The organism is Sporolactobacillus putidus, from assembly GCF_014647035.1.
Classification (GTDB): Bacteria; Bacillota; Bacilli; order Bacillales; family Sporolactobacillaceae; genus Sporolactobacillus; species Sporolactobacillus putidus.
On the sequence record NZ_BMOK01000003.1, the window covers coordinates 181,842 to 199,739 of the forward strand.

Genomic DNA, 17,898 nt, shown 5'->3' on the forward strand with positions numbered 1-17,898 from the left:
GGTGATTCAATATGAGAGATTTAGCGTTAGAGGAAATCCTGACCCAAACCGGCGGTGATGTCCTTCACGGATCAGGCAACCCGATCATCAAGCATGTGATGGATTATTCCGCAAAGGATATTGAGGATCATACTCTGGTCATTCACATGGATCGAGAACGAATTAGAGGTAAATATTGGAAATACAATAAATCGATTGTTATCATAACCGATCGTCCTGATCTCTGTACCGGGCTCGGCGATCAAGTTATTTTAATCAGAACTGACGATTTAGAAGACGCCTATTGGAAGTTTATTGGCTACTACCGGAAACTTTTCGACATCCCAATTATTGGTATTATAGGGACTTGCGGAAAAACAACAACAAAAGAAATGATCCGCCAAATTCTCCGAAAGGATTACAAAGTGAAGGCGACTTGGATGAGCATGAACTCGATGTCTGTAAATTTGCATTATTTAACCGGTATTGATGATCAAACAGAAGTAGCCGTTTTTGAAATGCCGGTCGCTTATCCGGGCTATTTAAGAGTCGCTTGCAGGTGTTTTCAACCCCAAATTCGACTTTTGCTCAATATCGGAGTCCATCATCTGGCGGATTGTGAATCTCCCGAGGAGTATATGAAAGCAAAGGGAGAAATTGTCGAGGGATTAGATCCCATTAACGGAACCCTCATTTTAAATGCAGATGATGAAAATATAAAAAAAGTGATTGATGAAAGGAAATACCAAAATGTTGTCTATTTTGGCATGAGCGAACGTTCTCATTTTCGGGCAAAGAATTCCCGGTATACGGAGGGGGGCATGAATTTTACCTTAGAGTATAAAGGGGAATCTTACGGGGCCTTTGTCCCGGGCTATGGTGCGCACAATATCTACAATGCGCTGGCAGCCATCGCTGCAGTATCGTTACTGGGTATTGATATTCCGACTTCAATCCAGCGGCTCGCTTTATTTGAACAGGTGGAAGAACATCTAGAAATGAAGCAGGGAACGAACGGATGCATCGTGCTCGATGATTCATGGAATTCTTCTCCGCTCTCTATGGCTGCGGCTCTTCAGGTTCTTAAAGAACTTTCCAATGGAAAAACAACAATTGCTTTATTAGGTTATATGCCCCAATTAGGAGAAGGGCCTCACGCCTCTCAGCAATATGAAGAAATGGGGAAAAAGGCAGCGGAAACGGGTGTTGACGTGCTTGTTGCAGTAGGAGAAGAAGCAGAGGGTATAGGAAAAGCCGCCTTGAAGATAGGAATGGATCCGAACCGCGTACATTTCTGTCAGACGGGTGATGAAGTCTATGAGGTTCTGCATCCCTATTTAAATGATCAGACGATCATTCTCTTGAAGGTTACACACCGCGTGATGAAAAAACCGACTTTTAAAGCGTTAAGAAAGAAAATGATTGTAAAAGATCATGAGTAATAGACAAGGAGAATTGCAGTGAAGAAAACGACACAATTCAGAAACTTAATTGCGAGTAAGCAGCTGGAATTCATTATGGAAGCTCATAATGCCTTGTCTGCAAAAATTGTGGAGGAGGCCGGTTTTAAAGGGATTTGGGCAAGCGGTTTATCCATCTCGGCCGCACTGGGTGTCCGGGATAACAATGAGGCTTCATGGACGCAGGTACTCGAAGTCCTGGAGTTTATGAGCGACGCGACATCAATACCCATACTCGTGGACGGTGATACGGGCTACGGCAATTTTAACAATGCAAGAAGATTAGTGAAAAAGCTGGAACAGCGCAGTATCGCCGGGGTTTGTATCGAAGACAAAGTCTTTCCAAAATCGAATTCATTTATAAAAGGCGAAGAACAGCCGTTAGCCAATATTGATGAATTTTGCGGGAAAATAAAAGCGATGAAGGACAGTCAGAGCGATGAAGACTTTGTCGTTATCGCCCGAGTTGAGGCTCTTATCGCCGGCAGGGGTTTGAAGGAGGCGCTGCAGCGGGCGGAAGCGTATAGAAAAGCGGGCGCAGATGCCATTCTCATCCACAGCAAGCGATCAGATATATCAGAAATTGAAGCGTTCGTCAAAGAATGGGGCGGAAGGCATCCGTTAGTGATTGTTCCGACAAAATATTATTCCGTTCCAACCGAACGTTTTCGTAAACTGTCCATCAGTCTGGCCATATGGGCGAATCATAATTTACGGTCATCCATCAAAGCCATGCGGGAGACATCCAATCAAATTTACTTGGAAGAAAGTCTGATCAACGTTGAGCGTACGGTTACGCCATTGGAAGACGTGTTTCGTCTTCAAGGGATGGAAGAACTCGCGGCAGCCGAAAAAACCTATCTGGCTGCTTCAGAAAAGAACATGAATGCTATTATTCTTGTTACAAAATCAGGTTATCATCCCATTTTAAAAGACCAGATCCATCAACTGAACACCTTCGGAATCAGAGAGATTCATAAGATTGAAGTTTCAGAGGGAAACCGGCAAAATCCGAAGAATGGTGATGTTTATGCCCTTTATTCGGCCAGAGATCAAATCGGGGAAAATACGATAATCAGTAATAGTGAGATAACCTACAAGGAGTATATTATCGAAGAATTAACAAAGGAAAATAACAAGATCACGATCCTTGTCGACCCGGATTATGAATGGAAGGACAGCCCCCAATACTTTGTTAAAGGAAAGATTCCTTATTCAAAATGGCTGTATGACCAGACGTCCGATTTTATTGAAATGACGGATAAACCGGTAAGGGACCAAACTCACGGAGAATTTATCGGATTATGGAGCGTTTCCGGCAAAGGAGCCGGAGTTTTTAAAAATGTTTTAGAGAAACTTGCGCGTAGAAAAGATTTTAAACAGCTTTCTTTGATTGATCTTTTTACCGCGATCCAGTCTGTCCATCCCATTTCCATAAAATATACGAACGGATCATGGCTCGACAGGAAGACGTTCACTAAAATCCAAAAAGACGGTGACATCAATGATTAACACTTCGTTATTTGGAGATGAACTAAAAGGCTTGGGATTTACCTTTTACAGCGGAGTCCCCTGTTCCTATCTCAAGGATTTAATTAATTATGCGATTAATGAATCTGAATTTGTGATGGCCGCAAATGAGGGAGAGGCAGTTGCCATCGCAGCCGGTGCCTTTATTGGAGGCAGGAAATCTGTTGTATTGATGCAGAATTCGGGGTTAACCAATGCGGTTTCTCCTTTGGTTTCCCTGATTCATCCTTTTCAAATTCCTGTTTTAGGCTTTGTTAGCCTTCGGGGCGAACCGGGTCGGCCCGATGAACCTCAACATGAATTAATGGGGCGAATTACAGCGGAAATGCTAAGCATCATGAATATAAAATGGGGCTATTTATCCTCTGATATCGAAGAAGTCAGAAAACAGCTTCAGCAGGCTAATCAGTGCATTGAGAAAAATGAGCCTTACTTTTTTATTGTAAAAAGAGGGACATTCGAACCGGTTGTCCTTCGGAAACAAAAGCTGCAGCCTGCTCAAAACGCGTTTATTTGTGAAAAAGAGAGGGCTGATCAGCTGCCGGCAAGATACCGGGCGCTTGAAATCATTAATTCACTGAAAGACAGACAGACTGTGCAGCTGGCGACAACAGGAAAAACAGGCCGGGAACTCTATGAACTGGAAGATGCGGAAAATAATTTGTACATGGTTGGATCGATGGGGTGTGTGAGTTCGCTCGGTTTAGGTCTTGCTTTAACCCGGCCGGAAAAGTCGATTATCGCTTTGGACGGAGACGGAGCTTTACTCATGCGGATGGGAAATCTGGCGACGAACGGAACCTATTCTCCGCCGAATTTACTTCACATTCTTCTCGATAATAACACACATGATTCTACCGGAGGACAACAAACAGTTTCACATAATGTGCGTTTCGTAGAGGTAGCTGCCGCGTGCGGCTACGTCAATGCCGTCTATATTCATACACTTGAAGAATTAGAGAACGCAATCAAAAGATGGAAACTGGAACCCAAACTGACATTTTTATATATGAAGATCGCCAAAGGTTCTAAAAAAGAGCTGGGCCGTCCGAAAACAAAGCCTTACCAGGTTAAACAAAGATTGCAGGTGTTTATCAATGGTTAACACAGCCGTTATCCTGGCGGCAGGTCTTGGAAGCCGCATTCGGGAACGAACAGGAAAGCTGCCGAAAGGCTTTTTAGCAATGAATGAAATGACTATGATTGAAAGATCCCTCTCCATTTTAATTGAAGAAGGCTTTACTAACATTTATATAGGGACGGGATACAAGAAAGAAGTCTATGAAAAATTAACGGAAAACTATTCACAGATTACTTGCGTCTATAATCCAAACTATGAATCAACAGGGAGTCTGTTCACCCTCTTCCAGTTTAAGGACATAATAAAAGAGGACTTCTTATTACTAGAATCTGATTTAATCTATGAAAAGGCTGCTGTGAAGATCATCAAAGCGTCTGAGAGACCGGATGTGATATTGGCAAGCAGGCTAACGGATACTGGAGACGAGGTTTATATAGAGACTGACAAAAACCATTTTCTTGTCACGATGTCAAAAAAACAAGAAAAACTGAATCGTATTGATGCCGAACTGGTCGGGATCACGAAATTGTCCTTTCAAACCTATAAAAAGCTATGTGCATACGCAGAAAAGCTCTTCCCTGCAGGACTGGGTCTGGATTACGAGGACGGTCTCGTTGGGATTGCTGAGCGGATAGATTTTTACGTGGATAAACAGGATGATTTGGTATGGTGCGAGGTGGATAACGAGCAGCATTGGACGCGGGCGATGAGTACCGTTTATCCAATGATCCTGGCTAGGGAAAATGCCCCCGTTCCAATCAAACGCAGCATCTTATTGAATCCAGGACCGGCGGCGACGACGGATTCGGTGAAATACGCCCAGGTTGTACCTGATATCTGTCCGAGAGAAAAAGAATTTGGTCAGGTCATGGAATTTATTGCAACGGAACTCACAAAGTTTGTCGGAAATCCAAAAGACTATACAACGGTCTTATTTGGCGGATCCGGAACCGCTGCGGTAGAGTCCGTATTGAGTTCAGTCATCGATCAGGAAACTGTCTTAATCATCAACAATGGCGCCTATGGAAAACGAATGGTTCAAATCGCGGAAGTGTATCGATTACATTTTCTCGAATACAAAAGCGAACCTGATGAAGCCATTAATCTCGATGATCTTGAAACCTATATTCAAAATGCTTCCGACAAGATTCGTTTTCTTTCCGTTGTCCATAGTGAAACAACGACTGGCCTTCTGAACAACATCGAAGCGATCGGGCAGTTATGTAAAAAGTATCGCATCTTAATGATTGTCGACGCGATGAGTTCCTATGCTGCGGTTCCTATTCGGATGAAGGAAATGAATATTTGTTATCTTGCGGCCAGCTCAAATAAAAACCTTCAAGGGATGGCAGGCGTGTCGTTTGTGATTGCGGACATTGAGCAGCTCGAAAAATTGCGGGCCATTAAACCGCGGAATCTTTACCTCCATCTCTATGATCAATACCATCATTTTAAAAGCACAAAACAAATGCGGTTTACACCACCCGTTCAGACTCTGTATGCCTTGAAGCAGGCCATTATCGAAACGCAATGGGAAGGCATTCAAAACAGGTACAGTCGTTATACGCGATCGTGGGAGACATTGATTCAAGGATTAACACATCTTGGTTTAAACTATTTAGTTCATAAAAACAACCATTCCAGACTCATAACTTCGGTAGTGGAACCCTCTGACCCAAACTATGACTTTACAAAAATGCATGACTTTTTTTACTCTAAAGGCTTTACCATTTACCCCGGGAAACTTGACGACAAAAAAACCTTTCGTGTAGCGAACATGGGGGCTATAACCTATAAAGATATGGAACAATTTGTTTATCTCTTAGAGCAGTATCTTAAGGGATTAAAAGGAGGGGAATCAAATTTCAAGTCCTAAATTAGCCGTTGCGGTGATGGTGGTCAATCATGGAAATAAAATTCTTTTAGTGAATGGCTATACGAGGGGCTGGGAGTTTCCCGGAGGATTTGTCCGAAAAGATGAATCCATTAAAGCCGCAGGGATCCGGGAAGTAAAGGAAGAATCAGGAATCAACATTGATCATCTTCACCTACTGGGAGTTGAACAAATCGTTATGAAATCAACGATCGTATTCTTATTAAAAGCAAACCCGGTGAGCGGAAAGCTGTCCATTTCCAGCGAAACGAAGGACGCCGGTTACTTTACGATTGATGAAGCCAAACGAAAGATCACGTTAGAATCTTTTAAGGAACGGATGATGCGGTGTTTCGATGCACAGGAAATTCCCTTTTTGATTGAAAAATAAAGCTGAATAGAGAAAACCTGAAGAAATAGTTGGCAGCTGGAATGATTTTGATGAAATCCTTTAAAAAAAGCGACGAACGAAGATTCCTGAATACGGGAATCTTTTTCATTCCGCTAAAAGATTTCACTCATCTCGTTTTTCCAGAGAAATACAGAACTCATGGCCTTGAGACTTTGAACAGCACGCATTTCTCAGAGACTGTTCTGAAGGACACCGTTACGGGTCTATAAATTACTCTAAACCATATACATAGACAAATAAGTTCGGACAGGAATGATGGAATGGTTAGGAAAATAGGGACAATACTGTTCGCAAGCACACTGATCGGTGTAGGAATCAATGGATTTATTATTCCCATCCATCTGATAAACGGCGGCTTATGGGGTGTAAGTCTCATCCTCCATTATCTACTGGGTTTCAAAATTGCCCTGACCTTTGCCTTTTTAAATCTTCCTGTTTTTCTCTTCGCGGGTATGTACGACAGGGATTATTTTGTGAATGGGGTCATAGGCATCATGATTTCCAGCAGCGTGGTTGCCCTGTTAAGCCCGATTCAGCACATGATGCACTTATCGACGCTCTCCAGTGCCGTCCTTGGGGGTGCGGCCATTGGGCTGGGCGTCGGTTTATTGTTAAGACAGCGCATCAGTCCGGGCGGAATTGATTTACTGGCTCTGATGATTTCCAAAATGTTCTCCATTAATGTGGGTATTTCATTGCTGATCATGGATTCCGCCATTATTTTATCAGGTGCTTTCATCCTGAGAGATGAACGGCTCCTTTATTCCATGCTTATCGTGCTTATTGTGGGTTTTACAGCTATAATGCTGACTTCAATAAAAAGTGTAAAGGTCTTCGATTCATTAAAAGATTAAACAAAATCGGCATGAATGCTTTAAGCCTGTACCATTTGGCAAAGGAAAACCGAAATGGTTTTCGAGACCTACGCAGGTACGAAGAATATTCAAGCACTAATTGGATGTGTAAGATTTACTGACGGAGTATCAAGGCAGACACTTAGGAAGCTTTGATTATTTAAATCATTTTCAAATTACTTTAAGTAAGACCGCTTATTTAAAACATAACCTTGCTGTTGTGTCAACGGAGAAGAATTTTATTTTTGATTTCAATCTATTGAGCTAAGTACTTTTCAAATGTACAATATATCTATGTTTTTTATGACTCTTGCTGTAGCATGGCAAACGTTTTTTAGCAAGAAGGGGTTTCCTTGTTAAAGCTTCGCAAATTAGCCGTTGTTTCATTGCTGACTGCAATCGCTGTTGTCGGCCGGCTGCTCATTCATGGTGTGAACATCCAGCCCGCAACACTGATCATTATTCTGACGGGCTGGTTTTTGGGCTGGAAAGCGGGTCTGGCAGAAGGGATCATGGTCGGTCTTGTCACCGATCTGATTTTGGGCCTGGGCTACTGGACACCTTTTCAAATGGCAGCGTGGGGGTTAATTGGGCTGATCTCCCATTTCATTCCGAAAAAAAGGGCTCTTTATATCGGCTGGCTGGCCGTTTCCGGTTATGTTTTTGGGTTCATTATGGCTTTTTCGTATTTTTTGATGTCGTCAAATGTCTGGACAGTAATGGCGATGTACCTGAGCGGCTTGATTTTTGACACATATCATGCGGTTGGAAATTTAATGTTCGGGCTATTGTCTCCTTTGCTGTTTAAAGTGTTTCAGAAAGAACAACAAGCACTAAAAATTAAATAATGGCCTTGAAAAATGGAATCAGGTGGAACTTCTGAGCTATCCCGTAACGGTTAAAGTCCGATCTTTTTTTCTTGGTTTCTTTAAACATTCCCCTCTTGCGGTCGACAACTGGTGATCTATTCCTGCATCACTTTGGGATGCGGGATTTTCTTATACTATTTTAAAAGGAGGCTGTTGCGTTGAATAATAAGAAGTTAATTTATTTTGTTGTTGCTGCACTGATTGTTGTGAATGGCATGTTTTTTTATCGAATCGTTTCCTCCCACCCTGTCTCTCATAAAGAGCAGACAAGCAAAATAGTGGCCGCATCCGCCACTATTGAATTAAAGAATGGAAACAAAGTCGTTAAAGATCAGATACCGGTAACGAAAGGGGAGACGGCCCTGCAGCAGCTGAAATCGTATACTTCCGCTCATCATATTGAGATTGCGATTACCGGATCAGGGAATATGGCCTATGTTGTCAGTCTTGAAAATGTTAAGGCCGGCGGCAAGAGCGGTTGGATGTTTTCAGTGAACGGAAAAGTGCCGAACGTCGGTGCGGGCGCTACGCCCGTCAAACCTCATGACACGGTCATCTGGTACTATTCAAAATTTTAACCTGCATTTAAAATCCTTTTTTAAGCTTTCCTTACTTCAGGACCTTCGCCACGCGGAGAACATCCATTCGCAAGATATTCCTGCCGTAGAAGCAGGGGCGTATATTAGTAAACTGCTCTATAAAATGCTGAAATATAAAAAGTCCGGGCTTGATCTGAAAGCCATAGAAAATGAAAATTTTTAATCAATCGATGGAATACAAGATGCCGGATGTCTGATAAAAGCAAGAGGGTGCAGGATTATGAAATTGTATACGAAAAAAGGCGACCTGGGGATGACTCAGCTCATCGGCGGTACCAAGGTCTCCAAAGATAGTGAACGGGTCAGAGCCTATGGAACGATGGACGAATTGAATTCATGGCTTGGGTATTCGATCACTTTTTGCGAGGGTCCGGCGGTTGTTTTTGTCGAGGAATTGCAGGAGATTCAGCAATGTTTATTTGACGCCGGGCGTGACTTGGCAACCGTTTCTGATCATCCGGTCTATATATTTCATGAAAAGAACATTGACTGGCTCGAAAAGAGGATTGATTTCTATAGTGACCACTCCCCTCAAATCAAACAATTTATTCTTCCGGGCGGAAGCCGGACAGCTGCGGTATTACATGTTGCACGAACGGTTACCAGACGGCTGGAGCGTCAAATTGTCGCTTTACAAAAGTATTCATCAATAAATGAGGTTGTTTTAAAATATGTTAATCGATTATCGGATTATTTTTTTGCGGCTGCCAGATATGCGAATGTCTTAAACAAAGTTGATGATGTTTTCTATGATAATACGAGAGAAGGTTTCCATTAGATCGCTTATCGTGTTTTATTCCGCCCCAACATCGGGGCGGCTTGGCCCGATGTTGCACGAGTTTGGAACTTGATAGGAAACTTAATCTCTATTGATAAACCATCTATTATGTGTTACTATATAGCGGTAGTAAGTTATACATCATACAAGTCATACAAAATAGCAAAGGAGGAGTTATGCTGGAAAACCTAACGGAAATGCTCAAAGGCGTGCTTGAGGGCTGCGTCCTTGAAATTATAAGCCGCAAAGAAACCTATGGCTACGAAATTACGCGGCGGCTAAATGCCCTCGGCTTCACAGATGTTGTGGATGGGACGGTGTACACCATTCTGATCCGACTTGAAAAAAGTAAGCTGGTAGAGGTCACCAAAAAGCCCTCCGACATGGGGCCGCCGCGAAAATTTTTCGCGCTCAACGATGCGGGGCGCGAGGAACTGAGGAAGTTCTGGGAAAAATGGGAGTTCGTATCATCAAAAATTAGTGAGCTAAAGGAGAAAAAGCAATGAATTTTTGGGAAAAAATTACGGGCAGCGACATGACTAAAGAATTTAAAGCTTTTAATTCGCGAGTCAAAAAGCTGCCGTCTGATTATCAAGCGGCATGGGAAAAAATCAATGCCAATCTTTGGACGCACTCGGATTTCACCGGTCGCAACCTCATGCCAATTCTTGACGGTGTGCTTGGCCTGCTTGAAGAATCGGCGGCGGACGGTCAGAGTGTCGGGGAGGTTTTGGGTGACGATATCAAAGGCTTCTGTTCAGCGCTGGCGGGTGAAGAAGGGGCAAAGTCTTATCGCGATAAGTGGCGCGAGCAACTCAACAAGAATATTGCTAAAAAATTAGGTAAATAGGAGGATAAAATGAGCATACAAGATATCATCGAAGGCAAAAAAGAGTGGCGGTTGCACATGGCGCGTGTCAAAGCACTCCCGCAAGATTATCAGATCGTTTATAAAGAGATGCAAAAATATCTCTTTAAGGTCGGCCCTGTTGAGCTGACCGAAGGGATGGGTCTGCTCTCGGGGATTGTCGATCTTTTTGAAGAGGGCGCGGCCTCGGGGAAAGGCGTACTCGAAGTGACGGGCCGTGATGTAGCGGCTTTCTGTGACGATTTAATCAAAGATTCAAAAACTTACGCTGACATCTATCAGGAATCTGTTGGCCAAGAAATGAACAAGGCCATGAAAAAGGTTACGGAAAAACAAAGTAAAGGAGGGGAGCGGGATGGAAAAAGCCATTGAAGTGAAAGGTCTGCGCAAGTCTTTCAAGACCACGGAAGTCCTGAAGGGCGTGGATTTCGAGGTGGAAAAAGGCAGTATCTTCGCCCTGCTCGGTTCCAACGGCGCGGGCAAGACGACAATCGTTAAAATCCTAACCACACTGCTGAAACAGGACGGCGGAACCGCCGCCGTAAACGGCTTTGATGTTACATCAAAGCCCGACTTTGTAAGGCAGTCGATCAGCCTGACCGGGCAGTTCGCCGCCGTGGATGAGATATTGACCGGGCGGGAAAACCTTATCATGATCGCCAAGCTGCGTCACCTCCAAAATCCGCGTCAGGTCGCTGACGATTTACTGAAACGTTTCGGCCTGACGGAGGCCGCCGACCGCAGGGTTTCGACTTATTCGGGCGGGATGCGCCGCAGGCTCGACATCGCCATGAGCCTGATCGGAAAGCCGCAGGTTATTTTTCTCGACGAACCGACCACCGGGCTTGATCCCGAGGCGCGCATCGAGGTTTGGAAGACGGTCAAAGAGCTTGCCGACGGCGGAACAACGGTATTCTTGACCACACAGATGCTGGATGAAGCCGAGCAGCTCGCCGACCGGATTGCCATTCTACATGAGGGCAGGATTATCGTAAGTGGCACGCTCGCAGAGCTGAAAAATCTGTTTCCGCCAGCAAAGGTGGAGTATGTTGAAAAACAGCCGACACTGGAGGAGATATTCCTCGCAATCGTCGGCAAGAAGGAGGAAAAGTAAATGAAAACGACAAAGAGCTACTTTTTCAGCGACATGGGCGTGATGCTTGGACGTTCCATGCGTCATATTTTCCGCAGCATGGACACCATCATCACGGTCACCCTCACGCCGATCGCGATGATGCTGTTGTTCGTCTATGTACTTGGCGGTGCCATTCAAGTCGGCACGGATAACTATGTGAATTACCTATTGCCCGGTATCCTGCTGATGGCTATTGCAAGTGGTATAGCCTATACGGCTGTCCGCCTTTTCTACGATGTGCAAAAGGGCATATTCGAGCGGTTCCATTCCATGCCGATTGCGCGTTCGGCTACGTTGTGGGGGCACGTACTGACCTCGCTGGTATCCAATGCGATTTCGGTTGTCGTCATCATTCTCGTAGCGCTGATTATGGGCTTTCGCTCATCGGCAGGAGTTTTATCATGGCTTGCCGTGGCCGGAATACTCGCATTGTTTACGCTGGCCCTGACCTGGATCGCGGTGATTCCTGGACTGACCGCAAGGTCGGTGGACGGCGCAAGCACCTTTTCCTACCCGCTTATCTTCCTTCCATTTATCAGCTCGGCGTTCGTACCGACAACTTCTATGCCTGGGCCTGTGCGCGCCTTTGCCGAAAACCAGCCAGTGACCTCGATCGTTAATGCGATCCGCTCCCTGCTCGCGCGGAAGCCTGTCGGCAACGACATTTGGATTTCGCTCGCATGGTGCCTTGGCATTCTTATTGTCGCGTATATTTTCGCCATGCTGGCCTATAAACGTAAAGCAGTTTAATGTTTGCAGGCATTAGTCTGGTATGTATCAAAAACAAAAGAAAAGGGATGTACCGTGTGTAAATATAAGTGGATATTATGCCCTGTTTACGGCACCAAAACACGGGTTAAGATATGCGGTGATACACTGCTTGTAAACTTCCCGCTATTTTGTCCTAAGTGTAAACATGAAACGCTAATCAATGCAAAACAACTGAATATATCAGTTATCAAAGAGCCAGACGCTAAGACGCAGAGCCGATAACATGTGAGATTACTCACAGTTACCGGCTCATTTTTGTCCACGGGCTTTTTAGAGGCGTTCCCCCTCTGGAACTCTCCCCACTCGCCGTGTGGCAGGGAACGCCGTTCTAAAGAACAGCGCCCCCTGCGGGCAAGTGTGAGGCTAAACTATTTACATCCGATGGCATAAAAAAGTCTCTCCTTGGCTTATTAATTTGGTTGGCGAACCAAAATTTATCTTAGCTGAAGAGAGGCTTTTTTGATACATCGCTAAAAGCTTTCCGGAACCCTAGGCATAGCCTAGGGTTTTCAAATACATAATAAAATGAAAAAGGCTTATCTCCGAAATGGGAGATAAGTTTGTTTTTGTCTGAATAGGCGAATTTTACATGAATGAGCGGATTTTGATTAAACTGACTAAAAAAATTGCGAAAAAAACCGAGGGAGTGATCGATAGACCTAAGCATTGTGGAAACCGCAGGCTAAAGATGTTATGCGTTTACTTCTTCTTTCAACAGCGTTTGAATATCACTTTCAATTTCTTCAGGTTTGGTTCGTGATCCGTAGTATTGAATGACTTTTCCGTCACGGTTGACCAGGAATTTATTGAAGTTCCAGGTGATCTTTTTCGTGCCTGTCTCGTTCACCAAGTATTGGAAGAGCGGATTGATGTCGCTTCCCTTCATTTTGGATTTCTTGAAGAGGGGGAAGGTGACACCGTAATTCAGCTTACAGAATTCAGCCGTCTTTTCGCTATCTGCAAATTCCTGTTTCAGAAAGCTGTCGCTTGGAAAACCGAGCACCGAGAAGCCTTGATCCCGGTACGTTTCATAGAGCTTCTGCAGTCCTTCATATTGCGGCGTGAAACCGCATTTGCTGGCGGTGTTCACGATCAACAGCACCTGATTTTTGTAATCGGCAAGAGAAGTGTTATCACTGCCCGTCAACTTCGGGAAAGAGAAATCATAGACTGACACCGTTCACCCTTCTTTCTGATTTTGACTTATCTTAAGTGTAGTGATCAGAAACAAAATCTGCAAAGAAAGTGCATCTTTGATGAGTGCATGCTCGAGCAAGCTTAGGAAATAAAAAGCGGAAATATAAAAAGTTACTGATGAACAGCATTTTGTTAATGAAAGACTGAGCAGTGGCAATATACTTGAATGCGGTTGCGTGATATATTTAAATTAAGGCATGGGGGACCTTGCATAAAAAGTCAGGAATCAGATGAAACAAAGATAACCATATTTGCGTTCGAATAGGATGCTGTTCATTTCCCATTTACTTGTGAATTCTCAATAAGGACGATGAAGAATAATGGATAAGAATAATGAATTCAGAGAAATCATCAGTCAGCTAAGCGAGAAAGAGAAGAAGAGTTTGATGGATAGCAGCCCAGAAGAAGTGGCCAAAAAATGGGAAGAAATGTATGAGATACCCATTAAGCAAAGTAAATTTTTCTTAAATAACATCTTCTTTAAGCAATCCGGCAAAACGAACGATAATGATCATAAGGAAAAATAAGATATGCGGAGTCCGGCCAACCCATTGCCGCATATCAGTTGAAATAAACACAGGCTGTCCCGGAAGGTTTGGGACAGCCTCGTTTTCTTAAGCTATTTATTTTTAATATGATGGGACAAATCACGCTAATCCTTGAGATGCGTTGTTTTGGGCCAGCGTTTTTATCAGTTTCTCGGAAAGATTGGAATGGATACGTATTACACGAAATTGCTTGGGTCAGAAAAAAATTTCCGACAGCAATGGGGGGGCTCTGGACATCAGCTACAGCAATTGTGCCCCTTCCGTCCAGATGTCCATCGCCACCTGACGCATAGGGATGCTCAAAATTTTCCAGTATTAAAACGGAGACAGCTGAACGTAAGTGATCAGACCGGTGAGAGAACCTAAGCATATCCCTGCGAGTACGTCACTTGGATAATGGAGTCCGAGAAAGATCCTGGATACCGCGACACTTAATCCAACGGGGATAAGCAGGATGGCCAGCGACGGCTTAAACAAAATTAATGGAACAATGACTGAAAAAACAGCCGTCGAATGCCCGGACGGGAAGGATTGGTCGGCGATCGGGTTCTCCGGAAACTTTGTGCCTTCCAGCGTCAGATAAGGCCGCTGTCTGGGTACGTATCGCTTAAGGAGCTGGACGATGATGTGACTGACGGTCAGCGAAATCGCGCTGGCGAATGCTGTCTGATGCAGGCGGCCGTGAGAACGGAGAAGGAGTATCAGAACGGCCAGGATCTCGGCGACTGCACCCCCTACGTTGGTTATCCAGCGGAAATAGAAATTCAGCATTCTTTTTTCATAACTATTGTTAATTCGTTTGAATATTCGACATTCAATCTGGTAGAGTTCATCTACTGATTTAGAAAACATGTTACACCTCAATAATGAATTTAATCGGCACAACCATTATATTACATAATAAGATTTCTTTAAATCCACAAGGGAAATGAAGAGCATATCAAAGAATAAGATTGAAACGGTCAAGACAGGTTCAGCCAATCGATGATCTCGTAAGGGACAAAACGTTCAAGCTGTCATATTGTATGGAATCGCTGCTTCCAGAGAAACCGTTACAAAGCTTACTTTTCCGTAAATGGATCGTTCGCCCGTTTTTTCGTTCTCCCACGCTGAATACCTGCATGACAATATTTTACCATAAAAAGTTTAGGAACATCATGAATGGGTTATATCGGCGTTCCTAATGACTAACTATACTGCATTCCGGCAGCTTGCGCCAGTTGTTCAAGAGGGCAGCCCGTCTTTCAGCAGAGCCCCGCTCGGAATGTTCAAGACATCCGCGTAATCGTCAAGCAATTTCCCGAATATCTGATCCCAGCTCTGTGTCAGCGCATAGCGACGGGCGGCGGTGCTCATTTCCCGCCACTTTGATTCATTATCCAGTAACTTAAAAATAGCCGAAGTAAATTCGTCTACGCATTTCGGTGTGCAGAGTATGCCTGTTTTGTCATTGACGATAATGTTTTTGACTCCTCCCGCGTTCGCGCCGATGACCGGCGTTCCGCACGCCAATGATTCGAGCACAACATTGCCGAAAGTTTCTGTTGAAGAAGGGAACACCATCAGGTCTGAAGCGGCGAAGACCTGTGCCACTTTTGGAGCATTTAAATAACCGGTGAACGTGACGTGCTCGCCGAAATTCGCCTTGAAATCTGAAGAAAGCGGCCCGTCCCCGACGATCAGCCAGTGAACGTCGTCTCCCATCTTTTCATTCACATTTTTCATCACTTTTTGCAAAGTTTCAATGTCTTTTTCCGGCGCGAGCCGCCCTGCAAAGGAAAGGATGTGTTTCGCTTTGATCGCGTATTTCCGCCGGATCGCGTTATCGGCATCATCAGGATGAAACAGGCTGCAGTCAACGCCCCGGCTCCAAATACCCAGGTTGTGAAATCCTTTGTTCTTCAGTTGTTGTAAGGTTTCGTGTGATGGCACGAATGTTTTTTTGAGGGAATTGTGAAACCAACGCAGATAATTCCATAGAATGGGGGAAATAATTTCCATTTTATAATAAGCCAGGTAAGCGTCAAAATCCGTATGGTACGAACCGACCAAGGGGATACCGAATTTTCTGGCATAATATTTCCCTAATAATCCCATATTGAAAGGTGTGGCAACGTGGATCAGATCCGGTTGAAAATTGAGGAGCTTTTTCCTGAGCAAATAGGGATTGGGTACGGCAAGTCGGCATTCCGGATAAACAGCAAAGGGAATACTTTTGACTTTTTGGATATTCATGCGTTCATTTTCTTCTTTGATATTTTGCGGGGCGAATAAAGTATACTCGATTCCTTTTCTGTTCAAGTACCGAGTCAGACGTTCCAGGGTTTTCGCTACGCCATTTACCTGGGGTGTAAAGGTGTCTGTAAAAATAGCAATTCTCATGGAAGTCCCTCCGATTATTAAAATGGCGCTCGTTCAGAATTAGTAATCAAACGGGTAAGTCTCTTGAAATCGTACTCAAACCGGCTAAGCTCATTTTCTGATCTTGACAACATCTGCAACCCCTATATTGAAAATAAATTTGTTTGACATCTTTATTTTATATAAGAAGTTTTCAAATTTGTTTTAGCCAATGTAAAATCAAATCAAAAGATATGTAAAGAATGATTCTCATTAACAATGTTTTCCGGGGCTGCGGCCTACTTGATCATAGTTAGGAGAATCGAACGTCCTTGGATTCAGTTGTCCAATCAGCAGTGAGCGAATGTCTTTTTGCTTCTTACAAGTTGGAGTTATTCTTTTTGTTTGCCGCCATCTGACAGCTTATAAAGGCGTTTTCAACTCAAAAAGTCACCAAATATCAGAAATCGGTTTTCGGGATTTTCAGTCGTAAAGAGTTACTCAACGATTAATAAACAGTTAAGAATCAGGCAAGTATCCGATCACTTCTGTTTGTTACAGTTATGTCTGTAATAAATAAACTTTGGGAGTGATTTTTTTATGAAGAAAAAAGCCGGTTTTGCTTCTTTTTTACTCTTGCTCATGATGATGCTTGTCCTGGCGGCTTGTGGGAAAGGTTATAGCAGCAGCCAAAGTTCAGGATATAGTTCAACTGCCAGTTCTTCAACGGGCTCGTCCATGAGTATGCCAAAGAGTGAATCCATGGCTTCTTCAACAGGAAACTTCAGGGGTAAAAATGGAAAAATGGTTTCAGGTATGGTTAAGATCAGTGACGGCAAATTGATGTTAAGCAGCTTTAAAACGGATGAGGGTCCAGATCTTTATGTTTATTTCACTAAGGATGGAGACGTTGCGACCGGCAAGTCGATTGCAAAAATTGATTTGAAGAACCCGGAACAAACTTTCTCTTTAAACGGGGTTAATCCAAAAGATTACAATACTGTGGTCATTTACTGCAACAAAGCTCATGTCAAATTCGGAGAAGCAAATCTCATGTAAATTTTCAGGAAGGAGAGAGGTCATGAAAATTTTGACTCAGGTGGGCAACGTTCTCTTTTCACTGATCCGAATAGGGCTTGGGATCAGCTGGCTGGAACAAGGCATTTTCAAACTGCAGGCGAATTTTACCATGTCCGGTCTTACCGAAGCCATCGCGAGCAACACCGTGACTCCGGATTGGTATAAAACGTTTATGGTATACTTTGTCCAGCCCAATACAGCCTTGTTCAATATTTTGATTCCTTGGGGAGAGATCCTTGCGGGAATAGGATTAATAACAGGTATTCTGACTTTGCCGGCTCTTTCAGGCGCTCTCTTCATGAACATAAATTATTGGCTCTCCAATATGATCTATATTTATCCGTTGCAGCTGCTGATCGCGGTTATCCTGCTGATGACGATGAAATACGCCTCCTCTTTCAGTTTAACGAACCTGTATTTTTACTTATCGGATCGGATGAAAAGAAAAAAAGAAAGTATCCGATCCATCCAGCAGCGATAGAAATGATCGAACAGGCCCATTTTTCAGAATGGGTCTGTTCTGA

Annotated in this window: 21 protein-coding genes; 18 read left to right on the plus strand and 3 right to left on the minus strand. The window is 43.8% G+C overall.

Going from position 1 to position 17,898, the window contains the following annotated elements; translation table 11 throughout:
- Positions 1 to 11: 11 nt before the first annotated feature.
- The 15 genes from IEX81_RS04990 to IEX81_RS05060 all read left to right on the plus strand — a co-directional run bounded on the left by IEX81_RS04990 (position 12) and on the right by IEX81_RS05060 (position 12,431).
- Complete coding sequence (locus IEX81_RS04990; protein WP_188801967.1) at positions 12 to 1,421, plus strand: UDP-N-acetylmuramoyl-tripeptide--D-alanyl-D-alanine ligase; 1,410 nt, start codon at positions 12 to 14, stop codon at positions 1,419 to 1,421.
- An 18-nt stretch (positions 1,422 to 1,439) separates the two neighbouring features.
- Positions 1,440 to 2,951, plus strand: coding sequence for a phosphoenolpyruvate mutase (gene aepX / locus IEX81_RS04995; protein WP_188801968.1), 1,512 nt, complete (start codon positions 1,440 to 1,442; stop codon positions 2,949 to 2,951).
- Positions 2,944 to 4,074, plus strand: coding sequence for a phosphonopyruvate decarboxylase (gene aepY, locus IEX81_RS05000; protein WP_188801969.1), 1,131 nt, complete (start codon positions 2,944 to 2,946; stop codon positions 4,072 to 4,074). The genes aepX and aepY overlap by 8 nt, the downstream gene beginning before the upstream one ends.
- The gene (locus IEX81_RS16950) at positions 4,067 to 5,926 is read left to right on the plus strand and encodes a 2-aminoethylphosphonate aminotransferase (protein WP_188801970.1); all 1,860 of its coding nucleotides are present in this window, start codon (positions 4,067 to 4,069) and stop codon (positions 5,924 to 5,926) included. Before aepY ends, IEX81_RS16950 begins: the two co-directional genes overlap by 8 nt.
- On the plus strand, positions 5,913 to 6,314 hold the full coding sequence (locus IEX81_RS05010) for an NUDIX hydrolase (protein WP_268239308.1): 402 nt from the start codon (positions 5,913 to 5,915) through the stop codon (positions 6,312 to 6,314). Before IEX81_RS16950 ends, IEX81_RS05010 begins: the two co-directional genes overlap by 14 nt.
- Positions 6,315 to 6,595: 281 nt before the next feature.
- Complete coding sequence (locus tag IEX81_RS05015; RefSeq protein ID WP_188801972.1) at positions 6,596 to 7,189, plus strand: YitT family protein; 594 nt, start codon at positions 6,596 to 6,598, stop codon at positions 7,187 to 7,189.
- A gap of 353 nt (positions 7,190 to 7,542) precedes the next feature.
- On the plus strand, positions 7,543 to 8,037 hold the full coding sequence (locus IEX81_RS05020) for an ECF transporter S component (RefSeq protein ID WP_188801973.1): 495 nt from the start codon (positions 7,543 to 7,545) through the stop codon (positions 8,035 to 8,037).
- 179 nt (positions 8,038 to 8,216) lie between these two features.
- Positions 8,217 to 8,636: a DUF4430 domain-containing protein gene (locus IEX81_RS05025; RefSeq protein WP_188801974.1), complete on the plus strand. Its 420-nt coding sequence runs from the start codon at positions 8,217 to 8,219 to the stop codon at positions 8,634 to 8,636.
- Between the two features lie 241 nt (positions 8,637 to 8,877).
- Entirely contained in the window at positions 8,878 to 9,435 is a 558-nt protein-coding gene (locus IEX81_RS05030; protein ID WP_188801975.1) for a cob(I)yrinic acid a,c-diamide adenosyltransferase, read from the plus strand.
- A 176-nt stretch (positions 9,436 to 9,611) separates the two neighbouring features.
- Entirely contained in the window at positions 9,612 to 9,941 is a 330-nt protein-coding gene (locus tag IEX81_RS05035) for a PadR family transcriptional regulator (protein ID WP_308424063.1), read from the plus strand.
- Positions 9,938 to 10,285 (plus strand): DUF1048 domain-containing protein, encoded by a 348-nt coding sequence (locus IEX81_RS05040; protein ID WP_188801976.1) that lies wholly within the window; start codon positions 9,938 to 9,940, stop codon positions 10,283 to 10,285. The genes IEX81_RS05035 and IEX81_RS05040 overlap by 4 nt, the downstream gene beginning before the upstream one ends.
- Before the next feature lie 9 nt (positions 10,286 to 10,294).
- Entirely contained in the window at positions 10,295 to 10,675 is a 381-nt protein-coding gene (locus IEX81_RS05045; protein WP_188801977.1) for a DUF1048 domain-containing protein, read from the plus strand.
- A complete protein-coding gene (locus IEX81_RS05050) occupies positions 10,659 to 11,417 on the plus strand; it encodes an ABC transporter ATP-binding protein (RefSeq protein ID WP_188801978.1) in 759 nt (252 codons plus the stop codon). The genes IEX81_RS05045 and IEX81_RS05050 overlap by 17 nt, the downstream gene beginning before the upstream one ends.
- Positions 11,418 to 12,188 (plus strand): ABC transporter permease, encoded by a 771-nt coding sequence (locus IEX81_RS05055; RefSeq protein ID WP_188801979.1) that lies wholly within the window; start codon positions 11,418 to 11,420, stop codon positions 12,186 to 12,188.
- Positions 12,189 to 12,242: 54 nt separating this feature from the next.
- Positions 12,243 to 12,431: a cysteine-rich KTR domain-containing protein gene (locus tag IEX81_RS05060; RefSeq protein WP_188802100.1), complete on the plus strand. Its 189-nt coding sequence runs from the start codon at positions 12,243 to 12,245 to the stop codon at positions 12,429 to 12,431.
- Between the two features lie 469 nt (positions 12,432 to 12,900).
- Here IEX81_RS05060 and IEX81_RS05065 read toward each other — a convergent pair whose 3' ends face one another.
- Positions 12,901 to 13,386: a glutathione peroxidase gene (locus IEX81_RS05065; protein ID WP_188801980.1), complete on the minus strand. Its 486-nt coding sequence runs from the start codon at positions 13,384 to 13,386 to the stop codon at positions 12,901 to 12,903.
- A 340-nt stretch (positions 13,387 to 13,726) separates the two neighbouring features.
- On the opposite strand from IEX81_RS05065, the gene IEX81_RS05070 reads away from it, so the two are divergent.
- Complete coding sequence (locus IEX81_RS05070) at positions 13,727 to 13,933, plus strand: hypothetical protein (protein WP_188801981.1); 207 nt, start codon at positions 13,727 to 13,729, stop codon at positions 13,931 to 13,933.
- Positions 13,934 to 14,269: 336 nt separating this feature from the next.
- Here IEX81_RS05070 and IEX81_RS05075 read toward each other — a convergent pair whose 3' ends face one another.
- Together IEX81_RS05075 and IEX81_RS05080 are read right to left on the minus strand one after the other, a co-directional pair.
- Complete coding sequence (locus IEX81_RS05075) at positions 14,270 to 14,806, minus strand: phosphatase PAP2 family protein (protein WP_188801982.1); 537 nt, start codon at positions 14,804 to 14,806, stop codon at positions 14,270 to 14,272.
- 372 nt (positions 14,807 to 15,178) lie between these two features.
- Positions 15,179 to 16,336, minus strand: a complete 1,158-nt coding sequence (locus IEX81_RS05080) for a glycosyltransferase family 4 protein (protein WP_188801983.1) — start codon at positions 16,334 to 16,336, stop codon at positions 15,179 to 15,181.
- 558 nt (positions 16,337 to 16,894) lie between these two features.
- Here IEX81_RS05080 and IEX81_RS05085 point away from each other — a divergent pair.
- Positions 16,895 to 17,353, plus strand: a complete 459-nt coding sequence (locus IEX81_RS05085; protein ID WP_188801984.1) for a DM13 domain-containing protein — start codon at positions 16,895 to 16,897, stop codon at positions 17,351 to 17,353.
- A 22-nt stretch (positions 17,354 to 17,375) separates the two neighbouring features.
- Positions 17,376 to 17,855: a DoxX family protein gene (locus IEX81_RS05090; protein WP_188801985.1), complete on the plus strand. Its 480-nt coding sequence runs from the start codon at positions 17,376 to 17,378 to the stop codon at positions 17,853 to 17,855.
- The last annotated feature ends 43 nt before the right edge of the window (positions 17,856 to 17,898 follow it).